The organism is Glutamicibacter sp. (assembly GCF_050701915.1).
In the GTDB taxonomy this organism is placed as follows: Bacteria; Actinomycetota; Actinomycetes; order Actinomycetales; family Micrococcaceae; genus Glutamicibacter.
In genome coordinates, this window is the sequence record NZ_JBOGEG010000002.1 from 157756 (window position 1) to 178902 (window position 21147).

At 60.4% G+C, this 21147-nt stretch carries 24 protein-coding genes; 17 read left to right on the top strand and 7 right to left on the bottom strand.

The window, feature by feature from the left end:
* Window positions 1-26: 26 nt before the first annotated feature.
* The 3 genes from ACRDT3_RS02785 to ACRDT3_RS02795 all read left to right on the top strand — a co-directional run bounded on the left by ACRDT3_RS02785 (window position 27) and on the right by ACRDT3_RS02795 (window position 1666).
* A complete protein-coding gene (locus ACRDT3_RS02785; protein WP_431491503.1) occupies window positions 27-269 on the top strand; it encodes a hypothetical protein in 243 nt (80 codons plus the stop codon).
* Between the two features lie 52 nt (window positions 270-321).
* Window positions 322-1059 carry a hypothetical protein gene (locus ACRDT3_RS02790; RefSeq protein ID WP_431491504.1) on the top strand — a complete coding sequence of 246 codons (738 nt, stop codon included), beginning with the start codon at window positions 322-324 and terminating at the stop codon, window positions 1057-1059.
* 64 nt (window positions 1060-1123) lie between these two features.
* Window positions 1124-1666, top strand: a complete 543-nt coding sequence (locus tag ACRDT3_RS02795) for a GrpB family protein (RefSeq protein ID WP_431491505.1) — start codon at window positions 1124-1126, stop codon at window positions 1664-1666.
* On the opposite strand, the gene ACRDT3_RS02800 is transcribed toward ACRDT3_RS02795, so the two are convergent.
* A complete protein-coding gene (locus ACRDT3_RS02800) occupies window positions 1620-2567 on the bottom strand; it encodes a GlxA family transcriptional regulator (RefSeq protein WP_431491506.1) in 948 nt (315 codons plus the stop codon). The two genes, ACRDT3_RS02795 and ACRDT3_RS02800, sit on opposite strands and share 47 nt — an antisense overlap.
* A gap of 70 nt (window positions 2568-2637) precedes the next feature.
* On the opposite strand from ACRDT3_RS02800, the gene ACRDT3_RS02805 reads away from it, so the two are divergent.
* From ACRDT3_RS02805 to ACRDT3_RS02815, 3 genes are all read left to right on the top strand, one after another.
* The gene (locus tag ACRDT3_RS02805; RefSeq protein ID WP_431491507.1) at window positions 2638-3213 is read left to right on the top strand and encodes a cysteine hydrolase family protein; all 576 of its coding nucleotides are present in this window, start codon (window positions 2638-2640) and stop codon (window positions 3211-3213) included.
* Between the two features lie 110 nt (window positions 3214-3323).
* On the top strand, window positions 3324-3842 hold the full coding sequence (locus ACRDT3_RS02810; RefSeq protein ID WP_431491667.1) for a GNAT family N-acetyltransferase: 519 nt from the start codon (window positions 3324-3326) through the stop codon (window positions 3840-3842).
* A gap of 119 nt (window positions 3843-3961) precedes the next feature.
* Window positions 3962-4135 (top strand): hypothetical protein, encoded by a 174-nt coding sequence (locus ACRDT3_RS02815; protein WP_431491508.1) that lies wholly within the window; start codon window positions 3962-3964, stop codon window positions 4133-4135.
* 26 nt (window positions 4136-4161) lie between these two features.
* On the opposite strand, the gene ACRDT3_RS02820 is transcribed toward ACRDT3_RS02815, so the two are convergent.
* A complete protein-coding gene (locus ACRDT3_RS02820; protein WP_431491509.1) occupies window positions 4162-4635 on the bottom strand; it encodes a DUF664 domain-containing protein in 474 nt (157 codons plus the stop codon).
* A 63-nt stretch (window positions 4636-4698) separates the two neighbouring features.
* Here ACRDT3_RS02820 and ACRDT3_RS02825 point away from each other — a divergent pair, with 63 nt between their 5' ends.
* Entirely contained in the window at window positions 4699-5634 is a 936-nt protein-coding gene (locus ACRDT3_RS02825; protein WP_431491510.1) for an aminoglycoside phosphotransferase family protein, read from the top strand.
* 1359 nt (window positions 5635-6993) lie between these two features.
* Here ACRDT3_RS02825 and ACRDT3_RS02830 read toward each other — a convergent pair.
* On the bottom strand, window positions 6994-7242 hold the full coding sequence (locus ACRDT3_RS02830; protein ID WP_431491511.1) for a hypothetical protein: 249 nt from the start codon (window positions 7240-7242) through the stop codon (window positions 6994-6996).
* 101 nt (window positions 7243-7343) lie between these two features.
* Between ACRDT3_RS02830 and ACRDT3_RS02835 the strand changes: the two genes are divergently transcribed.
* The 7 genes from ACRDT3_RS02835 to ACRDT3_RS02865 all read left to right on the top strand — a co-directional run bounded on the left by ACRDT3_RS02835 (window position 7344) and on the right by ACRDT3_RS02865 (window position 15394).
* Complete coding sequence (locus tag ACRDT3_RS02835; protein WP_431491512.1) at window positions 7344-8531, top strand: ROK family protein; 1188 nt, start codon at window positions 7344-7346, stop codon at window positions 8529-8531.
* Between the two features lie 120 nt (window positions 8532-8651).
* The gene (locus tag ACRDT3_RS02840; protein WP_431491513.1) at window positions 8652-10253 is read left to right on the top strand and encodes a peptide ABC transporter substrate-binding protein; all 1602 of its coding nucleotides are present in this window, start codon (window positions 8652-8654) and stop codon (window positions 10251-10253) included.
* A gap of 84 nt (window positions 10254-10337) precedes the next feature.
* On the top strand, window positions 10338-11261 hold the full coding sequence (locus tag ACRDT3_RS02845; protein WP_431491514.1) for an ABC transporter permease: 924 nt from the start codon (window positions 10338-10340) through the stop codon (window positions 11259-11261).
* An 8-nt stretch (window positions 11262-11269) separates the two neighbouring features.
* The gene (locus ACRDT3_RS02850) at window positions 11270-12166 is read left to right on the top strand and encodes an ABC transporter permease (protein WP_431491515.1); all 897 of its coding nucleotides are present in this window, start codon (window positions 11270-11272) and stop codon (window positions 12164-12166) included.
* On the top strand, window positions 12166-13170 hold the full coding sequence (locus ACRDT3_RS02855; protein WP_431491516.1) for an ABC transporter ATP-binding protein: 1005 nt from the start codon (window positions 12166-12168) through the stop codon (window positions 13168-13170). Before ACRDT3_RS02850 ends, ACRDT3_RS02855 begins: the two co-directional genes overlap by 1 nt.
* Window positions 13163-14209, top strand: a complete 1047-nt coding sequence (locus tag ACRDT3_RS02860) for an ABC transporter ATP-binding protein (protein ID WP_431491517.1) — start codon at window positions 13163-13165, stop codon at window positions 14207-14209. The genes ACRDT3_RS02855 and ACRDT3_RS02860 overlap by 8 nt, the downstream gene beginning before the upstream one ends.
* Window positions 14210-14212: 3 nt before the next feature.
* Window positions 14213-15394 carry a Gfo/Idh/MocA family protein gene (locus tag ACRDT3_RS02865; RefSeq protein WP_431491518.1) on the top strand — a complete coding sequence of 394 codons (1182 nt, stop codon included), beginning with the start codon at window positions 14213-14215 and terminating at the stop codon, window positions 15392-15394.
* Between the two features lie 108 nt (window positions 15395-15502).
* Here the strand turns inward: ACRDT3_RS02865 and ACRDT3_RS02870 are convergent, their stop codons facing one another.
* From ACRDT3_RS02870 to ACRDT3_RS02880, 3 genes are read right to left on the bottom strand one after another with little or no spacing between them, the layout of a single operon-like run.
* Entirely contained in the window at window positions 15503-15730 is a 228-nt protein-coding gene (locus tag ACRDT3_RS02870; RefSeq protein WP_431491519.1) for a hypothetical protein, read from the bottom strand.
* On the bottom strand, window positions 15693-16181 hold the full coding sequence (locus ACRDT3_RS02875) for an HAD family hydrolase (protein WP_431491520.1): 489 nt from the start codon (window positions 16179-16181) through the stop codon (window positions 15693-15695). The genes ACRDT3_RS02870 and ACRDT3_RS02875 overlap by 38 nt, the downstream gene beginning before the upstream one ends.
* A 31-nt stretch (window positions 16182-16212) precedes the next feature.
* Window positions 16213-16659: a MarR family winged helix-turn-helix transcriptional regulator gene (locus ACRDT3_RS02880; RefSeq protein ID WP_431491521.1), complete on the bottom strand. Its 447-nt coding sequence runs from the start codon at window positions 16657-16659 to the stop codon at window positions 16213-16215.
* 114 nt (window positions 16660-16773) lie between these two features.
* Here ACRDT3_RS02880 and ACRDT3_RS02885 point away from each other — a divergent pair, with 114 nt between their 5' ends.
* Both ACRDT3_RS02885 and ACRDT3_RS02890 read left to right on the top strand, forming a co-directional pair.
* A complete protein-coding gene (locus ACRDT3_RS02885; protein WP_431491522.1) occupies window positions 16774-17952 on the top strand; it encodes an MFS transporter in 1179 nt (392 codons plus the stop codon).
* Window positions 17953-17996: 44 nt separating this feature from the next.
* Window positions 17997-18827, top strand: coding sequence for an aldo/keto reductase (locus ACRDT3_RS02890; RefSeq protein ID WP_431491523.1), 831 nt, complete (start codon window positions 17997-17999; stop codon window positions 18825-18827).
* A 203-nt stretch (window positions 18828-19030) separates the two neighbouring features.
* Here ACRDT3_RS02890 and ACRDT3_RS02895 read toward each other — a convergent pair whose 3' ends face one another.
* Window positions 19031-19936 carry a LysR family transcriptional regulator gene (locus ACRDT3_RS02895; RefSeq protein ID WP_431491524.1) on the bottom strand — a complete coding sequence of 302 codons (906 nt, stop codon included), beginning with the start codon at window positions 19934-19936 and terminating at the stop codon, window positions 19031-19033.
* Between the two features lie 135 nt (window positions 19937-20071).
* Here ACRDT3_RS02895 and tdh point away from each other — a divergent pair, with 135 nt between their 5' ends.
* Window positions 20072-21124, top strand: a complete 1053-nt coding sequence (gene tdh, locus ACRDT3_RS02900) for an L-threonine 3-dehydrogenase (RefSeq protein ID WP_431491525.1) — start codon at window positions 20072-20074, stop codon at window positions 21122-21124.
* Window positions 21125-21147 lie beyond the last annotated feature (23 nt).

Consider the following 21147-nt stretch of genomic DNA (forward strand, 5'->3'; position numbering starts at 1 on the left):
TTTACACCAGCCTCGGGTTTCCTATAATGGAACCCGAGGCTGGCGTTTTTAAAGCCGGTTACGAAGGAATCGTCTTGATGGCACAAGTTTTTATGAGTCGTTTTTATATTCAGTTATCATCTGAACATGATCAACGCATCTCGTGGAGTGAAAATTTTCAGCATGGTTGCCACGGTTGGGCTACTGCTTACTGGATGCAGCGAACCGAAGTCGGAGCTGAAATCCTCAACGCCAACGGTAGTTCCTTCGCCAAGCAAAGAAGAGCCTGAGATCGAATCCCTGCGAGATGCGGATCTTGGAAACGCAACCTGGATGGATCCCATGGCACTCGATGGCAAACCCTCGAAGATCCGTCTTGAGAATTCGAAAGCCAGCGATGAATTCAACAGCTATGAGTTGGGCAAAATCGTCTACGCGGATCTGGACGGCGACGGTGTAGACGATGCCGTCGCATCGTTCAGCAGCACTTCCGGCAATGCTTATTGGGAGCACTTTGTTGCCTGGATTGCGACGGAGGAGGGGCCAGTTCAGGTTCCTGGCGAGATCGCTTATTCGCATAATTGCGGATCCACCGTTGAGAGCGTGGTGCCAGCCAATCAGGGCGTCAAGGTCACTGAGTACCTCCGCAGCGACTTCCAGAATACTGCCTGCTCGGAAAATGGCCCGCTGAAACAGGTTCGAACGGTAGGCGTAGAACGGTACTCCGGCGATGACCAGTACTACCTCGTGCGCACGGACGGCCTTGGAGGCTACGGTGGATACTGCCACCCGGAGGCAAAGGGGGACACCATTTCCGTGTCGATACCCGTCTATTCTGCCCCGGACTCCAAGAGCAAGATGCCTTTGGAAGAACAAGAAATGATGGGCTACCTAGCCGGACCGGATGTCATTGGGGAAGTCACCGAAGACGGACAGTGGATGCTGGGCGCGGTGCTGATCAGGGATGGGCAAGCGGAGTCGGGCATGCAGACGCGTTGCGCATGGATGCCGACGATGAAAAACCCGCTGCATACCGACGGAGAAGCGGTGCTAGGTGAAAACGGTGAGCCGGTTGGATAGGGCAAATGGGGAACCTGCCCGGAATCGCACTTTCCGGCTTCTATCACCGATGCATACTGAGTAGATGAATAGCGAATGGTTCGATAGGCCAGGCGGTGAGCCTGTCCGTCTTGTTGAACATGATCCGTCGTGGGCCGTCCAAGCCGCTGATTGGATGCTGCGCATCAAGATAGCCATTGGTTCTGCTGCGGCATCTGCAGAGCATATCGGATCGACTGCAGTTCCGGGCCTCATCGCCAAACCAGTTCTCGACCTCCAAATAGCTGTTCCAGATATTTCAGAAGAGTCCGCGTACCGTAGCGGCCTCGAAGCCCTGGGGCTTGTGCTGCGGCAACGAGAGACCGACCATCTCTTCTTTCGTCCTCCCGCGGGAAAACCCCGAATAGTGCATGTTCACGTGTGCGAACTCGGTTCGGTCTGGGAACGAGAGCATGTGGTGTTCCGCGATCGACTGAGGGAAGACGCCAATGCGGCTACCGCATATGCCGATCTGAAACAGGACTTGGCCAAAAGAGTCGGGAACGACAGATTCGCCTATGCAAGAGGCAAAGCCCAATTCATCAAGGACGTTGTCGACGGAAAGCCGCTGCATGGCCGGTCGGCGTAATCCGCAATCGCGACGTGAAATGCTTTCGCAGCAGATCATCCGAAGCGAAGCCGACCTCGCGAGCCACGGAGCCGACCGGCATATCGGTTTGTTCCAGGAGACGCTGCGCTTCACGTACCCGTAGATCGTTGAGCCATGTCAGTGGCGTTGTTCCGAGATTGGCAGAGAACCAACGGTGAAAAGTGCGCGGTGACATCGCACAGGACGCTGCCAGTTCTTTGATGCTCCACTGCCGTTGAAGATCCTGGCTGACTGCCAAATGCAGTTGTTCAACGGATGGTGATGAATTCCTTGGAATACTGGTATCCGCATACTGGGATTGAGTTCCCGGTCTGAAAACAGGGGTGACCATAGCCTTTGCTACTGTTTCCGCGGCACTGGCTCCCCAGTCCAGACGGACTAAATGGAGTAAAAGATCAACTCCTGCGGTGACACCAGCCGAGGTCCATATTTTGTCCTTGCCACAATACAGATCCCTCGATTGGACGTTGATGTCTGGATAGCGCCGGGCCAGTTCATCGGCAAAGCGCCAGTGGGTCGTCGCGTTACGCCCATCGAGCAGCCCTCCAGCAGCTAGCGTGAATGCCCCGGTGCACAATGAGGCGACCAGGACTCCGGCAGATGCTGCTCGTGCGACAGCTGCAACTTCCCGGGAATGAGGTTCCGCGAGTGGGTCCTGGCTTCCCGGCACCACGAGGATGTCGAGCTCCGTCACCGTCTCCAGAGCATGGGTGCGCCGTATTGAGTGGAGCGGATCAAGATCCGTGATGGTCCTGGCTGCGAGGATTCGCACCGTTGGCCGGGGGAGCCCCCGATCCGAACGGTCGTCGTACACCTCGCGCGCAACCTCGATATCAAACGCACGGCGTCCCGGGCCTGCAAGAATTCCCACGATCGTCATGGCGTAATCTTATCGAACCATGTCATTCATGCCACTGGTTGCGTTCTTCTGTTCCTGATGAACTAGAGGCATGATGATAAATAGCAAGACGGCATTGATCTTGGTCGACATGCAGCAGGGCTTTTACGACACTTCGTGGGGGCCGACGGCCAATTACCCTGAATGCGAGAATAACGTTGATCGGCTCTTATCGGAATGGTCCGCAAGGGATATGCCGATAGTGGTCGTCAGGCACGATAGCCGGAATCCGAAGTCGCCATTGTTCGCGCAAGGACCCGGCAATCTTCTCCATGAATCGGTGCAAGCAGTCGCCCCTGATCTGTTGGTAACTAAAACAGTGAACTCGTCCTTTTATGGTTCGCCGGATTTGGGCCAGTGGCTAAGGGGCAGGCAGATCAATCAGATCGTGGTTTGCGGAATCCAAACCAACTTGTGTGTTGAAACGACCGCGCGCATGGGAGGCAATCTTGGGTTCGATGTCATTGTGCCTCTGGATGCCACACGAACCTTCGATCTGGCAGGTCCCGACGGCATCGTCATTCGGGCGGCCACCCTGATGCAGGTGACAGCGACAAATCTTCACGGAGATGGCTTTGCGCTGGTGGTTTCGACTCGAGACGTTCTGGATTCATTGAAAGAGGCCTGACATGGCAGCAGATATTTGACCGGGTGCTGTCGCCGCCGGATTCATGTCAACGCTGACTGGATCCGGCATGTCTTCTATAGGCTTGCCCCATGAATATCTCGTTCGCATCGATGGCACCGGAAGACAGCAGCGCCATCGTGGCGTTTCTATCAAGCAACACCTTCCCATTCCACGTCCGTCGGGACTGGGCAGAGCCGGAGCTACGAGGGCTAGTCGTTAGCGGAAGATATTGGAACAGCGAGAGCCAAGGATTCTGGATTACTGGCGACGAAGAATGTTTGGGAATGGCAGTACTCGAAGATCTGGAAGACGACATCCCAATGCTCGACCTTCGCTTGGCGGAAAAGCACCGGGGATCAGGCCTGGGGACCCTCATACTGAGGGAATTGACCGCCAAGGTATTCACTGATTACCCCGACACCCTGCGCTTCGAGGGCCAAACCAGGGAAGATAACATCGCGATGCGCAAGACTTTTCTCCGCGCCGGTTTCCTCAAGGAGGCGCATTACCGGATGGCGTGGCCCACCGGCGACGGGCGCCATCTTGCCTCGGTTGCCTACGCGATCCTGCGCCAGGATTGGGAATCCGGAACCACTACCCGTTTCGATTGGGAAGACCTGGACCTGTGAGCAGCGCGCGGTCCTGCGGCATTAAATTTTATGCCTCTAGTAAATACATGCTGATCTTGCTAGGGTTTTCACACCATTGAACTGCCGCCGAGCGGTAGAAGACTGCTAGGAGGGTAGCCATGGCTGCATGGCCCAGGATCGCGGCGCTGGCAATGCTGCTGGCCGCCATGGTGGCGCTGATGGCATTCCAGTGGCTTCCAGCGCTCATGTTCCTGCCGGTAGCGGCAGGCTTGCTCGTCTGGGACGACTCCGCGGGCGGAGAATCTTCAGGCCACGGGAAAGGCCATTGGTAGGCCAGCGGTGACCTGCCGGATGCCTTTCACGACGCATCCCGGGCCAAGCAATCCCGGGTGATTTCCAGATGCCCCAAGTGCTGGCAGAGCTCTTCGAGCACATGCAGCAGCACGCCCTGGCAGGTGGCCAGCCAGTATTCGCCATCCCTGCCTGGCGGGGCCGCAACGGGAGCGGCATGCATGGCAGTGAGCGCCAGATCGTTGGCGAACCCCTTCCTGGCATCGCGCGCCAGCTGCAGGGCAGCCTCCTTGTCCATCACCGTGGTGAACTCGGCGTCCCGATCGCGGGGGACTTCGATGCCGAGATTGACCGTGGAGGACCAACGGCGCATCATCCCGCAGCAATGCAGCACCAGCTGCACCGGCGAATTGCTGCCGCCCACGGGCAGGACGCTATTGGCCAGTTCCTGCGGAATACTCGCGAAGGCTTCGGTAAGCTGGTCGAATTTCTCTAGCAAGAGCGTGGCGAGGATCTGCTCGCTGGGTGCAGGTGAGTCCATGCACCGATTCTAGAATGGTTCGCCCGGAAAGCTGAGGAAATTCGGGTGCACTAGCATTGAGCAATGACCACTTCTCCCTCCACCAGCACGGGAATGCCACCTGCCGAAGTCGAAATTGACGCGGAGCTGGTCAAGCAGTTGCTGGCCAGCCAAGCGCCGCACTGGGCGAATCAGGAAATTGCCTATCTGGCCACCGGGTGGGATAACGAGGTGTACCGGCTGGGAGCTGAGCTGGTGGTGCGCTTGCCGCGCCGGGAACTAGGCGAGGCCATTGGGCACAAGGAACGGCGCTGGCTGCCGCAATTGGTCGCCGAGACCGGTCTGCCCATTGCCTTGCCGGTCTTCGTTGGCCAGCCCGTGCCGCAATACCCATTCACGTTCTCGATCTGCCCCTATGTCCCGGGCCGCAGCGCCGCGACGGTGGACCGCGCAATGCGCGATGGCTACGCCGCGGAATTCGCGCAGTTCCTGCACCGGCTGCACCAACCGGCCGGAGCGTCCGGACCGCACAGTGAATTCCGAGGGGTGCCGCTGGCCGCGCTCGACAAGAAAACCCGCACCCAGATTTCGGCGCTGGACCCCACATTGCACGAACCGGCCCTTGCACTCTGGGAAGACGCAGTGGCCGCGGCACCGCATGAAGGCGCACCACTTTGGTTGCATGGTGATCCGCATCCGCACAACACGATTGTCAACGACTCAGCCAACGACGATGCCACGGTTTCGTTGGTTGATTTCGGAGATCTCTGCATTGGTGATCCGGCCAGCGACCTTGGCATGTTCTGGATGCATTTCAGCCCTGAAACAATTTCGGAGGCATTCGACCAGTACGGGGCAGAACCCCGAAGCTCGTTATGGCGACGTATTCGAGGCTGGGGTCTGAGATATGCAATGTTGACCGCAGGCCTTGGCCCTGATGACCTTTTGGGCGTCATTGGCCGTGAAACATTGGGAATCCTGCTTACCGATTCCGATTCAGCGGCGATTGACGGTAGCTGAAACGATGGGCGGGTCCGTAGCATAATGCGCCATGGGAATGAGTTTCGGATACCTTTTAGGTGGTCAGCTCGGCCTTCAGCCTGTTTTCTCTACTTTAAGATTCCACCACTGTCGTCTAGATGATTTGCGGGTGAAGAGTTACGGAAGCGCGTCGAACTGAGAGATGTCGCCCAGGTCAATATTCATCTGAGGGTACGGTATCTGAAGGGTTGATGGGGTAAGCATCAAGAAGAGGATCCTGGAGGATCTTTTGCGCGGTCCCGTTGCTCACATCCGACTAAGAGACTTCTCGCGTAGATGTCCTGACCGACGAACCAGCGAAGACTCGAGGGCCACCAGTACATCGGCACACGCTCCGTTGACGTCGTGGACAAGAGGGAAGCTCTGCGCTGATCAGTCAATTTTCCGGAGTAGAGCAGCATTTCGCTTTGATACGGAGAAAACATCGTGGTTTGTTCATGAAATTCCATGGCATACCCGGCCCAGGAAGCGAAAGAGTGGGTGCTCGGATCTGGATCGAGGGTTTCGGTCAGTTGCCTTGCAAAACGGGCGGGTGGATTTCCCTGGCGGGTACCCGCCAGTAACCCTCCGGTTACTTGGCATCTTTTTCACTGCGAGCTCGGGCCACTGGATCTATGCCCGAGGCTGACTCCGTTCCTGCTCATGACATCCGTCCAGAGGATAGTTGAACCGTCTCGAAGTTCGATCGGATTGAGGACCCGCACATACGATTCGTAGCAAGAGGGAATCACTGAGGTCACAGTGTTTCCCGTTTCGTCCAGCAGCCTGGCGACAGCTTCTGCTGGACGCATATCGACTTCATAGCGCAAGGTTTGCATCGACGTAGACTACCCGGGCTCGATGGCCGAATCCAGTGAAGCCCGATTCGCTTGATATGGTTCCAGACGGGAGGAGTAAAGGCCAAATTGAACTTGGTTGAGCCTTCCCGCAACCATGCTTTGCAGCCACGCCGATTCAGCAAAGACGGACGTATTTCTTAGCTGGAAAAGTGTGCTTCAAGTTGCTCGGTTCGAGGGTTGATGAAGGCGACTTGCTGGCCTCTTACAGCCACGGCGATAGAAGAACGCTCTACGCGACAGCACCAGAAATGTCGAATGCGGGGGACTGAGCTCCTTGAACAGCAGCACCGTCCAGCAGGGCTATGGCCTGGCAGATGGTGTTGTGGATCGGCAGCAGGGTGATCCCATATCGCCGGGGCAAGCACACGGGGCACAACATTGCTTTTCAAGTTCCGAAGCGCGCTGTTTCCCACGGTCCGCCCTACTTTAGCCACCAGCTTCGTGGCTTCCCACACGGGATCTTCTGCCGCTGAAAGTGCGCGCGTTGGAAAGGGCACGATCAACCGGTTTCCCGTCCAAAGAAACCCGCTGCGCCGAACGAAGCGAAATGCGAGAGTCCTTGCACCACATGTTGTTGATGGCGTACTTGCGGCTTGACGGGGAATTTGCCGCAGCCAGCGAACGGGGCAGCGAAATGCGGTCCAAAAGGGTGCTGCGGCCCCAGAAAATGACGAACCAGCCAGAACGAACCGGTCCGCTTCGTTCCTGGTGTAATAGCTGGTTGGCCTGCGTAATTCTGCTTAATCATGGCCTCTGAATGCCACCTGTGTTCTCGAAGTCGACCCGCACAGTGACACAATAAGCCAAGTAGCCCCTTAAGGTTGCTGTCATGGAAAGGACCTTCTCCGCATGTCCCGCAAGTCCGACCCGGCCCGGGTGCGCAACTACTCGATGGTGCTCCAGGAGATTTTCTCTTCGCCCGGCGGCTCCCGCAAGGATGTCGCCGATGCCCTGGGCATCAGCGCCGCATCGGTTACCGGCATTGCGGCGAGCTTGCTGGAAAGCTCATTGATCAGCGAAGCCGAACCAATGGCTGTGGGGCAGGGGCGGCCCAGGGTCCCATTGCACGTTGATACCAAGTCCAATCTGGTGATGGGCATCCACTTGGGACCGCGAGTCACCGGCGTGGTGCTTACTGGGCTGGATGGGGTGGCCAAGGCCTCGGTTCTCGTGCCGCATGATGGCTTGGGTGCCCAAGAGTCCTTCAAGCTGGTCATTGACCAAGCGAAACAACTGGTGGACGAGCATGCCAAGGGGAGGCCAATCTTGGGGACCGGGGTAGCCACCGGCGGCATTGTCGACCGGATCAACGGGCGGATCGTGGAGAATCGCGGTGCACGATGGCAACAGGTTCCCGCTGTGCAAATGCTCGAAGAATTGCCCCAGCCGATGATTCTGGACAACAATGCGCGCGCAGCGGCGCAGTCCGAGCTGTTCTATGGGCATGGCGCCACGGAGCGCGATTTCCTGCTCATGGTGATCACCTCGGATTTGGGCGCGGTTTTAGTCAGTGACGGGCGGATCCGCGCCGGCTGGTCGCAGCATGCCGGGAACATTGCCCATCTGCAAGTCAGCGACCAGGGGTTCCCTTGCGATTGCGGACGCAGTGGCTGCCTGCAAGTCATGGCAACTGACGAAGCTACCGTGCGCCGGGCGCATGAGGCCGGTCGCTTTGATGTGATTCATTATGGCGATATTGATCGGCTTTATGACGCCGGTGATGAACAGATCCGTGCCCTGGTCGCTGATCGCGACACCTTTGTCGCCCGGGCCGCTGCGATGCTCTTCGATCTGCTGGACCCGGGGCTGCTGGTAATCGCCGGGACCCCGGCCGAACGCCCCGAAACCCAGAGCCTGGTCCAATCGGTGGTCGCGGAGAATTCCCTGCAGGGCGCCCAAGCTTCAAGCCGCGTAGTCTACTCCAGCGACCATTCGCTGTCGCTGTCGATCTTCGCAGCCAGCCTGATGGTGAATGAAGTGCTGGCCAATCCGCTGGCTTTCATTGACCGGCTGCATGCGGAGACAGAGGCAGAATAATCCCCGGAAAGTGTTGACAGTCACACCTTCTGCAATGTTTACTTTATTTCATAAAATAAATAAAGTGACAGCGGCCACGAGCCCGGCGCAGGTGCCGGTAGCCGCCCAGGGAGGAACAAGATGAAACGGCAGAAGAAAACTGCGCTCGTTGCCGGTGTCGTATCGCTGATGCTCGCCGCAACCGGCTGCTCGTCAGCCAGCAGCCAAGCGGAGCAAGGCGGTGATGGATCCGGCGAGGCGACCTTGTCATTCATGACCAGCGAGCCAAAGAGCATCATGCCGCAGAAGGATCCCGGAAGCCAGATCGGCATGGCGCTGTGCGCGAACCTGATGGAAGTGAATTCCGAAACCCAGAAGCTGGAGCCGCTGGCCGCCAAATCGGTGACCAGCGATGATGCCAAGGTCTGGGATATCGAGCTGCAGGACGGATGGACCTTCCACGATGGCACCCCGGTAACGGCACAATCCTTCGCCGATGCCTGGAACGCCACCGCCACCGGATCCAACGCCTGGCAGGGCAACGGCACCTTCGTCTCCTTCGAAGGCTATGACCAGATGAACCCGCTGGATGGAGGCAAGGCCAAGGCCAGCAAGCTCTCCGGAGTCAAGGTTGTGGACGACACCCACATGGAAGTTACTCTGAAGGCGCCGAACCGCGACTTCCCGGCAATCCTGAGCACCAACCCGACCTGCCCGATGCCGCAAAGCGCATTCGATGACGAGACCGCTTACGACCAGGCACCAGTTTCCAACGGACCATACAAGTTCGAATCCTGGGATCACAACCAGCAGGTAGTGATGGAGAAATGGGACGGTTTCAAGGGTGCCGACGGCTTCAGCGGCGGAGCCGAGAAACTGATTGGCAAGATCTACACTTCCGTGGATCCGGCCTACACCGACATGACCGCAGGCAACCTGGACATGATCCGCAACGTGCCGGCCACCATGGTGGACAAGGCTTCCAGCCAGCTGGGCGAAGAAGCGCTGTACAAAGTCGCAATCGGCTCCAAGCAGCAGACCCTGCAGATCCCTGCCTACGTCGATGAACTGACTTCCCCGGCCCTGCGCCAGGCGATCTCCATGTCCATTGACCGCGAAGCGATCGCCACCTCGCTGCTCAAGGGCCACGCCGAGCCATCTGACTCATTGGTCCCGCCATCGCTGGAATCCTACGTTCCCGGATCCTGCGAAGCATGCACCTTCGACCCCAAGGAAGCCAAGAAGATCCTGGCTGATGACGGCGGCTTTGAAGGCACGCTGATTATCGAAAGCAACTCCAACTCCGACCAGCAGCTGGTGCAGGCTATTGCCAAGCAGATCCAGGACAACCTGGGCATCAAGGTGCAGATGAAGCCGATGCTGGGCACCGAGCTGTCCGAGCGCCGCAACAACCAGAAGCTCGAAGGCGCAGCATTCGGCCTGTGGGGCTGGTCATACATGTCTCCTGACCAGTACCTGAGCCAGTATGAGACCGGCGGCGACGGCAACCTGGCCACCGGCTACTCCAATCCAGAAGTGGACAAGCTGCTGCGCGAGGCCCGCGCCGAGATGGATGATGGGAAGTCCACCGAGCTGTTCAAGCAGGCCGAGGCGAAGATCATCAAGGATCTGCCAGCCATCCCGCTGTTCATCCCGACCGACTACGGCCTGCAGTCCAAGTGCGCCGTGCTCAACGACGTGCACGGCGACCTGCAGTACTACCGCGCCGGCTACGGCTGCTAGCACCGCCAGTCTCCGGCGGGCGGACCATGAAGCGAGTCATGGGTCCGCCCGCCGGTACACACTATTCTTCTTAAGGGGTAACCAATGCTGGGTTATACCGTGCGGCGCATCTTGCAGATGATCCCGGTGCTACTGGGCGCCACCTTCATCATCTACGCGCTGACCTTTCTGATGCCGGGCGACCCGATCTCGGCGCTCACCGGCGAACGCCCGCTGCCCGAGGCCACCGTGACGCAGATCCGCCAGGCCTACCATTTGGATGACCCGTTTTTCGTCCAGTACGGCAATTACATCCTCGGGGTCTTCCGCGGGGACTTCGGCATCGACTTCTTCGGCCGCCCGGTACTGGATTTGATCCTCGAGCGCTTGCCGGTGACTTTCGCGCTGGCGCTGACTGCCTGGGTGCTCAAGCTGTTCATTGGCCTGGTTATCGGCGTCTACGGAGGGCTGCGCCGCGGACAGTCGGGGGACCACTTCGCACTGGTTTTCACGGTGCTGTTCATGGGCGTACCCGGCTTCGTGATCGCCCTGGGCGCACAGACCTACTTCGGCGTGCACTTGGGCTGGGTGGACCCGGCCGGCATCCGCGCCGGCTGGCCCATGGCCTTCATTCTGCCTGCCTTGGTCATGGCCTTCGAGGCCGCCGCCGGGCTGGCCCGGCTAACCCGCACCTCGCTGGTGGATGTGCTGCGCGCTGAATACCTGCGCACCGCCAAGGCCAAGGGCCTGTCCCCGCAGCGGATCATCTGGGGCCACGCACTGCGCAACGCCATGATCCCGGTGGTGACCTACCTGGGCCTGAGTCTAGCCGGCATGCTCGGCGGCGCGGTCATCATCGAGGCCATCTTCAACATCCCGGGCATTGGGGGACTGATGGTCAGCTCCATCAACAACAAGGAAGGCACAATCGTGGTTGGCATCGCCACCTTGCTGGTGCTGGTGTACTTGGTCTTCAACCTGCTGGTAGACCTGACCTACGGCCTGATCGATCCACGGGTGAGAATATGAGTTCGAGCATGACCACAGTCAATCCCGCCGACGGTGCCCAGGCGGTGGACCGCTCCCCGCAGAAGGCGCGCGGCGCGCACCGGCGCTGGTGGCTGAAACCGCGCTTCGCGATCTCCGGGTCCATTGTGCTGATGATGATCCTGATGGCCGCGTTCCCTCAGCTGTTTACCGGCTTTGGTCCCGGGCCCACGGAGAGCTGCGACATCCTCAAATCCAACCAGCCGCCTAGCGCCGCGCACCTGTTCGGCATCGATATCCAGGGCTGCGACTACTATACCAATGTCATATATGGGGCGCGCGCCTCGATCCTGGTGGGCATCGTGGTCTCGGCCATCGCCTTCGGCATCGCCGCGCTGGTCGGGGCCGTCGCCGGATATTTCGGCGGCTGGGTGGACGCAGTGATTTCCCGGGTGTGCGATATGGCCTTCGGCCTGCCATTCATCCTGGCCGCGATCGTGGTGCTGCAGCTGTTCAGCGAGCGCAACGTGTGGACCGTGATCTTCGCGCTGTCCCTGTTCGCATGGCCCGGGGGCGTCCGCTTCATGCGCTCTTCGGTGCTGGAAGTGCGCAACCGCGAGTATGTGCAGGCCTCCCGGCTGCTGGGCGCCAGCAATGGGCGGATCATCGCAAAGCACATCGTGCCCAATGCAATCACCCCGCTGCTCGTGCTGCAGACCCTGGGTGTGGGCGGGATGATCTCTGCCGAGGCCGGCCTGACCTTCATCGGCATCGGGCTCACCCCGCCGTCGGTGTCCTGGGGCCTGCAGCTGGCAGCGGCCCGCGACTATATTGATGCCGCCCCGCACCTGCTGCTGTTCCCAGCCGTATTCCTGACCATTACCGTGCTCGGCTTCGTCCTGTTCGGCGAAGCCATGCGCGACGAGTTCGACCCGAAGGGCAAGTGATGAGCACTGCGCACGAAGCAGCAAAGCCGCTGCTGGAGATCAAGGACCTGCGCGTTGAGTTCGCCACCCGGCAGGGAGTTGCCACCGCGATCAACGGCGTGGATCTCTCGCTGCAGCGCGGCCGTGCCTTGGGCATCCTGGGCGAATCGGGCTCAGGGAAGTCCGTGACCGCGCGAACCATCATGGGCCTGCTGGACACCCCGCCGGCGAAAGTCACCGGTGGGCAGATCCTGCTGGACGGAGAAGACCTACTCTCCGTGACCCCCAAGCGCCGCCGGGAGCTGAACTCGGCCAGCGTGGCCATGGTGTTCCAAGACGCGCTCAGCGCCTTGAACCCCGTGCACCCGGTGGGCCGCCAGATCGGCGAGCTGTACCGCGTGCACCGCGGCTACAGCCCGGCAGAGGCCAAGAAAGCGGCCATCCAGATGATGGATCGGGTGCGCATCCCAGTTGCAGCCAGCCGGGTGAACGACTACCCTCACCAGTTCTCCGGGGGCATGCGCCAGCGCATCGTGATCGCGATGGCCCTGGCCCTGGACCCGCAGCTGCTGATCGCCGACGAGCCGACCACCGCGCTGGATGTCACCGTCCAGGCCCAGATCCTGGAGCTGCTGACCGAGCAGCAGGTGGAGAACAACATGGGCTTGATCCTGATCACCCACGACATCTCGGTGGTCCGGGAGGTCACCGACCAGGTGGCTGTGATGTATGCCGGGCGGATCGTGGAGAACGGGCCCACCGCCCAGGTCCTCTCCGAACCGGCCCACCCCTACACCCGCGGCCTGGCCTCATCGGTGGCCAGCGAGGAGCTCAAGGGCCAGCTGCTTCCAGCAATCCCGGGCAGCCCGCCGGACCTGCTGAACCTGCCGGCTGGCTGCGCCTTCGCCGGGCGTTGCCCTCTGGCCAACCAGCAGTGCGCCACCGAAGTCCCGGAACTAGACGAAATCGCCGCGCAGCGCCACACGGCCTGCTTCAACTCCCAGGAGGTGCTGGCCCATGCTTAGCCCGCAGACCCTGCCAGAGACCGCGACACCGGATGCCGCCCCGCTGATGGAAATGCGCGGGGTTACCCGCCACTACCCGGTGGCCCGTCCGCTGCCCATCGGGCCGCGCAAAGTAGTCAAGGCCCTGGACGGGGTGGACCTGCAGGTGCAACAGGGAAAGACCCTGGGAATCATCGGGGAAAGCGGCTGCGGAAAGTCCACCATGGCCCGCGTGCTCAGCGGGCTGGAAAAGCCCACTGCTGGCCAGGTGCTGTTCGAGGGCCAGGACATCAATGCGCTGCGCGGAGCGGAGCGGGCGCAGATGCGCCGGAATATCCAGCTGATTTTCCAAGACCCCTACGCGTCGCTGAACCCGCGCATGACCATTGAGCAGATCCTCTCCGAGCCCTTCGAAATCCACCCGGACATCGCCAAGCGCGGCTCCCGCCGAGCTAATCTGGGCGAGATGATGGAATTGGTCGGGCTGAACCCCGATCATTTGGGACGCTATCCGCACAACTTCTCCGGAGGCCAGCAGCAGCGCATCGGCATCGCCCGCGGCATCGCGCTGAATCCGAAGGTGCTGATCTGCGACGAAGCGGTCTCGGCCCTGGACGTCTCGGTGCGCGCCCAAGTGGTGAACCTGCTCGATTCGCTGCAGCGCGAACTGGGTCTGAGCTACGTGTTCATCGCCCACGACTTGCAGATCGTGCGGCATATTTCCGACTCCGTGGCCACCATGTACCTGGGACGGGTGATCGAGACCGGCTCCTACGCCCAGGTCTATGACGCCAGCGCCCATCCCTATACCCAAGCATTGCTATCGGCAGCACCGGAACTGCGCCAGGATCCGGCGCATGCGCGCCAGTTGATCATGCTGCAAGGCGACCCGCCCTCGCCGATCGACCCGCCCTCCGGCTGCCGCTTCCACACCCGCTGCCCGGTCGCCCGGGCGGACTGTGCAACTAGCGAGCCGGAGCTGGATCCGGTGGCCGATGGCCACCGCGCCCGCTGCTTCTATCCGGGCCCCATCAGCACAGAACTATCCCAAGGAGACTGAAACATGGATTTGAAAGTTGGCATTATCGGCTTCGGGCTGCGCGCTTCCTTGCACCGCTACCTGCAGCGCCCAAACGAAGGCAGCGTCGTGTCCATTGTTTGCGACACCAGCGAACGCGGCCGTCAGGATGCCGCTGAGGCGCTTCCTGATGCGGTAGTCACCGGGGATTTGCAGGAATTGCTGGACTTCGAGCTGGACGCAGTGCTGGTGCTCACCCCCGACTACACGCACCGGGACGTGGTGGTGCGCACCTTGAAAGCCGGTATTCCGACCTTCGTGGAGAAGCCGCTGGATATCACTTTGGAAGCGGCCGACGAGATCCTGGATACCGCTCGGCGCACAGGCACCCGGCTGTATGTTGGACACAATATGCGCCATATGCCGGTGATCCGGCAGATGAAGCAGCTCATCGACTCCGGGACCATCGGCGAGGTCAAAGCCGTCTGGTGCCGCCACTTCGTAGGCAACGGCGGAGATTACTACTTCAAGGACTGGCATGCCCAGCAGCGCTACGCGAATACGCTGCTGCTGCAAAAGGGAGCCCATGACATTGACGTTATTCACTGGCTGGCCGGAGGCTACAGCACCCAGGTTTCAGGCGTTGGCGCGCTGGCCGTCTACGGGGACGTCACCGATCGGCGGGACAACTCGGATTTGCGCATGCGCGACTGGTTCTCGCTGTCGAACTGGCCCCCGGCCAAACAGACGCAGCTGAACCCTGAACTGGACGTGGAAGACCTGTCAATGGTGCAGATGAAGCTGGATAACGGGGTGCTGGCTTCCTACCAGCAGTGCCATTTCACCCCTGACTATTGGCGCAACTACACAGTGATCGGCAGCGCCGGGCGGTTGGAGAATTTCGGCGACGGTCCCGGGGACTTCATTCACGTGTGGAACACCCGCAGCACCCATGGATTCGCCGAACCGGATTTGAAGGTCGAAGTCAATGGCGATGATGAAGGCCATGGCGGCGCAGATCCGAATTTGATCGCAGAGTTCCTGCGTTTTGCCCGCGAAGGGGGAGCGACCGATACTTCCCCGGTTGCCGCTCGCGCGGCAGTGGCCGTGGGCGACTACGGCGCCCGCTCGATGCGCGCGGAGGGCGAGGCCCTGCAAATTCCAGCGCTCGATGGACAGCTCGCCGAGTATTTCGCTGCCAACCAGCAGGCGGCGGCCGTTAGCTGACCTCGATGGGGCTGGCATTTTTGGTGCAGCTGGGCGGTCGCTTCAACGTTCTGAGCAGGCAGAGCCTGCCAAGATTAGGCGAACCGGCCAGCTCCCCGGGGCTCTGGCCTATTGCTTGGATGCCAAAGCTGGCAGCTTATCCATGGAGGTGAACACCTGAGTTGCGCCAGCTGCGAGCAGCAACTCGGGCACGGTGCTGGTAGGGCCGCCGTTGGAATATCCGTACACCGTCGCACCTGCGGCGATCCCGGCGGCCACCCCGGTGGCGGTGTCCTCGACGACCAGTGTGCCACTTGCATCAATGCCCCAGTGACGCGGCCGCGGCCAGGTAGACATCCGGTGCCGGTTTGCTGCGCGGGCATTCCATGCCGCTGAAGACCCGGTCTCCGAAGTGCTCGGCGAAGCCGGCCAGGGCCAGCTGCATTTCGACCTTGGCCCGGTCTGCGCCGGTGGCGCAGGCAATGTTCCGGCCATAGATCGCTGAAATCTGCTTGACTGCGTCCAGCGCGGCGGGGATCGGCTGCAGCCGCGAGCGCAGCGCTTCGTCGCGGCGTGCGCGGAACTGGCCAATCCACTGGTCGTCGATGCGGAATCCGGTCTGGGCGTGGATTGGTTCCCACTGGTCCATGAGCGCCTTGCCGATGAAGATCTCGATGCATTGCTCGGGACTGATATCCCAGCCCAGCTCGATGAGCATCTGGCGAAGCACGGAATTGGTGATGGACTCGGAATCCACTAGGACGCCATCGCAATCGAAAAGCACGGCGGAGAATTTTGGATTCAGCAAGAACGGCCCCTTCGGCTAATTCGGATATCGGCTACGCGGCGGAGAACTGATGCAGGAGGCGGGCCAATGGCGCCAACTCGGGTTGTTCCTCGGCTTCTTTCAGCACTCGTTCCAGCGTTGCATCGTGGATGGGCTTGGCCTTCCGATAGAGCTCGTGGCCACTGGCGGTCAGCTCGGTGTAGATGCCGCGGCGATCATCGGCGCACAGCACACGCGAGAGCAGGTTGCGATCTTCGAGCCTGGTGACCAATCGCGTCGTGGCGCTGGGGCTCAGTGCGGTGGCGCGCGCCAGCTGCGCCATGCGCATATGCCAGCCGTCCTGCCGGTTCAAGGCATCGAGAAGTGTGTACTCGACCACAGAAAGCCCGACCTGGGCAGTCAGGTCTTTTTCAAGTGCGGCATCGATTATTCCGTGCAATGACGCCAATGTGCGCCATCCACGAGCACGGATTTCGACAGCGTCATCTGCGATTCCCATGGGTCCCTCCAAAAATACTTGCTTGCGCTGGTTAGTTGCGCGTGCAACGATAGTATCCATCGCGCAATAACAAGCGTGCGCAACTAATTTATCTAGTCTATCAGGAGTAACGCTATGCCGCTCGGTCTTATTGCGTTGGCCATCGGTGCTTTTGGCATCGGGCTCACCGAATTTGTCATCATGGGCCTGTTGCCAGACGTGGCAACCGACTTCGGCGTCAGCGAGGCAGCTGCGGGTTGGCTTATTTCCGGGTATGCGCTCAGCGTCGTGGTCGGCGCGCTCGGCCTCACCGCAGCCACCGTCCGCCTGCCACGCAAGCCAGTGCTCGTTGGTTTGCTGGTGCTCTTCATTCTCGGCAACTCGCTCACCGCCATGGCCTCGACTTACGAGGTGGCCATGATTGGCCGCGTTATTGCCGCCCTGTGCCACGGCGCCTTCTTCGGCATCGGCGCGGTCGTGGCAGCTGACTTGGTTCCAGCCAACAAGAAGGCCGGCGCCATCGCGATCATGTTCACTGGCCTGACCGCCGCCAACGTTCTGGGTGTTCCCTTTGGAACCCTGCTGGGTCAGCACTCCGGCTGGCGCTCGACCTTCTGGGCCATCTCCGGCATTGGCGTTCTCGCACTGATTGGCATCCTCGTGCTGGTTCCAGTCATCAAGCACGCAGCCGAAGGCATCTCGCTGCGCAAAGAACTGGGCGCCTTTACCTCCCTGCAGGTTTGGCTCTCCTTGGCGATTACCGTCCTCGGCTACGGCGGAATGTTCGGTGCCTTCACCTACATCGCCTACACCCTGACCGAGGTCACCGGATTCAACGAGACCAGCGTTCCATGGTTGCTGATGCTCTTCGGCGTGGGCCTGTTCGTAGGCAACTGGATCGGTGGGCGCATGGCTGACAAGAGCATCGACCGCACCTTGCTGTTCTTCATCGCCGCCTTGCTCGTGGTACTGATCGCCTTCGCTGCATTGGCAAGCAACCCGGTGGCCACCGTGGTGGCCCTGTTCCTGATGGGCGGCTTCGGCTTCGGCACCGTTCCAGGACTGCAAAGCCGCATCATGCAGTTCGCTGGATCTGCCCCAACATTGGCATCAGGTGCCAATATTGGCGCCTTCAACCTCGGCAACGCACTCGGCGCGTGGGCTGGTGGCTTGGGCATCGCCGCAGGGTTGGGCTACACCTCGCCAATCTGGATCGGTGCCGCCATTACCGTCGTGGCACTGCTCGTGGTTTTGGTTGCCATGTCATTGGCCAAGAAGACCGCCAAGGCACACGAACTGGTTCCCGCCAGCTAGGCTCAATGATTTTTCACACCGTCAACAATTTCAAGGAGTTAGATATGACTACCGCCATCCCAACCATCACCCTGAACAATGGCGTCGAAATGCCCCAGGTTGGCTTCGGAGTCTTCCAGGTGCCCAACGAGGAAACCACTGCAGCAGTGAGTGCAGCACTCAAGGCAGGGTACCGCAGCGTCGATACCGCCGCGATTTACGGCAACGAGGAAGGCGTGGGCAAGGCGCTCGCGCAGTCCGGCATTGCCCGCGAGGACCTGTTCATCACCTCCAAGGTATGGATCTCGGATATGGGTTTCGAGCAGACCTTGGAAGCTTTCGACGCGAGCCTTCAGCGTTTGGGCCTGGAGTACCTGGACCTGTTCCTGATCCACTGGCCGGCCCCGGAAAAGGGCCTCTACGTGGATACCTGGAAGGCCTTGGAGCAGCTGTACGCTGACAAGAAGATCCGGGCCATCGGCGTTTCGAACTTCCAGCCTGAGCACCTGCAGAAGCTGGTCGCCGAAGGGAGCATCGTTCCGGCCGTGAACCAAGTCGAGCTACACCCCGCTTTGCAGAACCGCGAAGTCGCTGCGGCCAATGCCGAGCACGGGATTGCCACCGAGGCTTGGAGCCCGCTGGCCCAGGGTGCGTTGTTGGCCGATGCGTCGATTCTGGCCATTGCCGAAGCGCATCGAGTGACCGCAGCACAGGTGATCCTGCGCTGGCACCTGCAGCAGGGCCGCGTGATCATCCCGAAGTCGGTCACCGAATCACGCATCATCGCCAACCTGGACCTGTTCGGATTCGAGCTGAGCAGCGACGAATTGGCCAGCATTGATGCACTTGACGGCGATGGCCGCACCGGGCCGGACCCGGACACCTTCAACGGCTAGAAGATGGACTAGCCAGCTGACCCACCTTCAATGAAGGTGGGTCAGCTGTTTAATCCGCAGGCTTTGCCCTGGGGCCAAACCGAAATTCCGAGCCTGAATGAAGCGCAATCAATGCCTTTGATGGGAGATTGCGTTCTCGTCAACGTGCTCGGCACCGCTGTTGCCAGCGAAGCGTTATTCTGCAAGCGGGTGCAGGGTCGCGATTAGCTGATGACCAGCCGCTGGACGGTACTGCGAATCGCCTTGATAACCTCGTTCACGGTACTCCGGTGAAGATGCTCGGCCCTGAGCAGGAGGTCGATTTGTCTCCCTGAATCCAGTCCCTTAATTGGTCGTAAAGTCACCGTTTCATCCAGAGTCTTTCGTGCAGTGAAGCGCGGAAGAATTCCCAGGCAGTCACTGGCTTCAACCAACGCGCCGGCGGTGGCATAATCATTGACCCGGTGCTCGATCCGCGGGGCTTTGCCTGCCAGGGCGGCGATGGTTTCCAAAACGTCGGCCGGTGAGTACCCGGAGCGGGAAACGACCCAGGGCTCGTCGATCACCTGCTCGGGGGAGAGCTCCTCGAATTTGGCCAGCGGATGGTCCCGGTGGACCGCTACGTCCAGCGGTTCGAAGGCCAGCGGAATAACGTTTATCCGGTCTTCGGGCCAAGGGGCCGTATGCGGCATCCGGTGCGCCAGCACCAGATCGTACGTCGAGGTCAGAGCGGGGAAATCCTGCTGCGAGACATCCTCGTCGGAAAAGCGCAGCGGGGGCAGTTGGCCTTCCGGGTAAGTTAGCAACGGGGCGAAGATGGTCTGCCCAATGGAGTGGAATCCGGCGATGCGAATGGCAGTGTCCCGCTCTTGCTCCTGGGTGCGGATCTTCGCTGATACCTCGGCCAGGGTCGAGGCGACTGACGCTGCGGCGGAGGCCAGCAGTTTTCCCTCGGTGGTCAGGACCAGCCTGCGTCCGTCCTTCTGGGTTAGCGGCGCAGGGAAGTTGCGTTGCAACTGCGCCAAATGCTGCGAGACCGCCGAGGGCGAGACGAAAAGGGCCTTGGCTACCGCATTCACGCTGCCCAAATCCGCGAGTTCACGCAGGATCCTCAACTGATGTAATTCCATGAAGTAAATACTAAATCGTTGGATCAGTAAATCAGTGATCTTCTAAGGTGTTGTCCCATGCTGTCGGGTGCGACACTTGAAGCGACCCCATGTCTGTCTTGCGCGCACCCAGGTGCCCAATCCTAAGGATCCAGCATGAAAGCACTGTACAAGTCCGGCCCGCACGCAGGACTGGAACTCGTTGATCGCCCAGAACCGGAGACCGGCGCCCACGAAGTGAAGATCCGCGTCATGACCGCCGGCATCTGCGGCACCGACCTGCACATCGAAGCCTACGACGATGCGGCCAAGTCCATGATCAACACCCCGCTGGTTCCCGGGCACGAATTCTATGGCGAAGTCGTTGAAGTGGGTGGATTCGTCCATGGCGTCAAGGTTGGCGACCGCGTTTCCGGCGAAGGGCATGTCGTGTGCGGCCTCTGCCGCAACTGCCGCGCGGGCCGCAAGCAGATGTGCATCAACGTCGACTCCGTAGGCGTGCAGCGCGACGGCGCATTTGCCGAATACGTGGTGATCCCCGAAAGCAACGTCTACATCCACCGCGATGAGCGCATCACCCCGCTGCTCGGTGCCATCTTCGACCCATTCGGCAATGCCGTGCACACGGCACTGCAGTTCCCGATGGTCGGCGAAGATGTGCTGATCACCGGCGCCGGACCCATCGGCCTGATGGCCGCGGCAGTGGCCCGCCACGTAGGTGCCCGCAACATCGCCATCACCGATGTCTCCGAGCAGCGCCTGGAACTGGCCCAGTCCATGGGCATCGACCTGGCCGTGAATGTCGCGACCACCCGCATCAAGGAAGCGCAGCAGAAACTGGGCATGGTCGAAGGCTTCGACTACGGCATGGAAATGTCCGGGCACAAGACTGCCCTGCCGGAAATGATCGAGAACATGAACCACGGCGGCAAGATCTGCATGCTCGGCTTGCCCAGCACCTCGATCGATATCAACTGGGGCAAGGTTGTCACCCACATGCTGACCCTGCGCGGCATCTACGGCCGCGAAATGTTCGAGACCTGGTACGCCATGAGCGCTATGCTCACCTCCTCGGAGGTGATGCGCGAGCGCATTGCCTCGGTGGTTACCGACTTCCTGCCGGCCACCGAATGGCAGCAGGGCTTCGAAGCTGCTCGCAGCGGGCACGGCGGCAAGGTCGTGCTCGACTGGACCGTTTTCTCAGGCTAAGAATTTCTCGCATCAACAAGGAG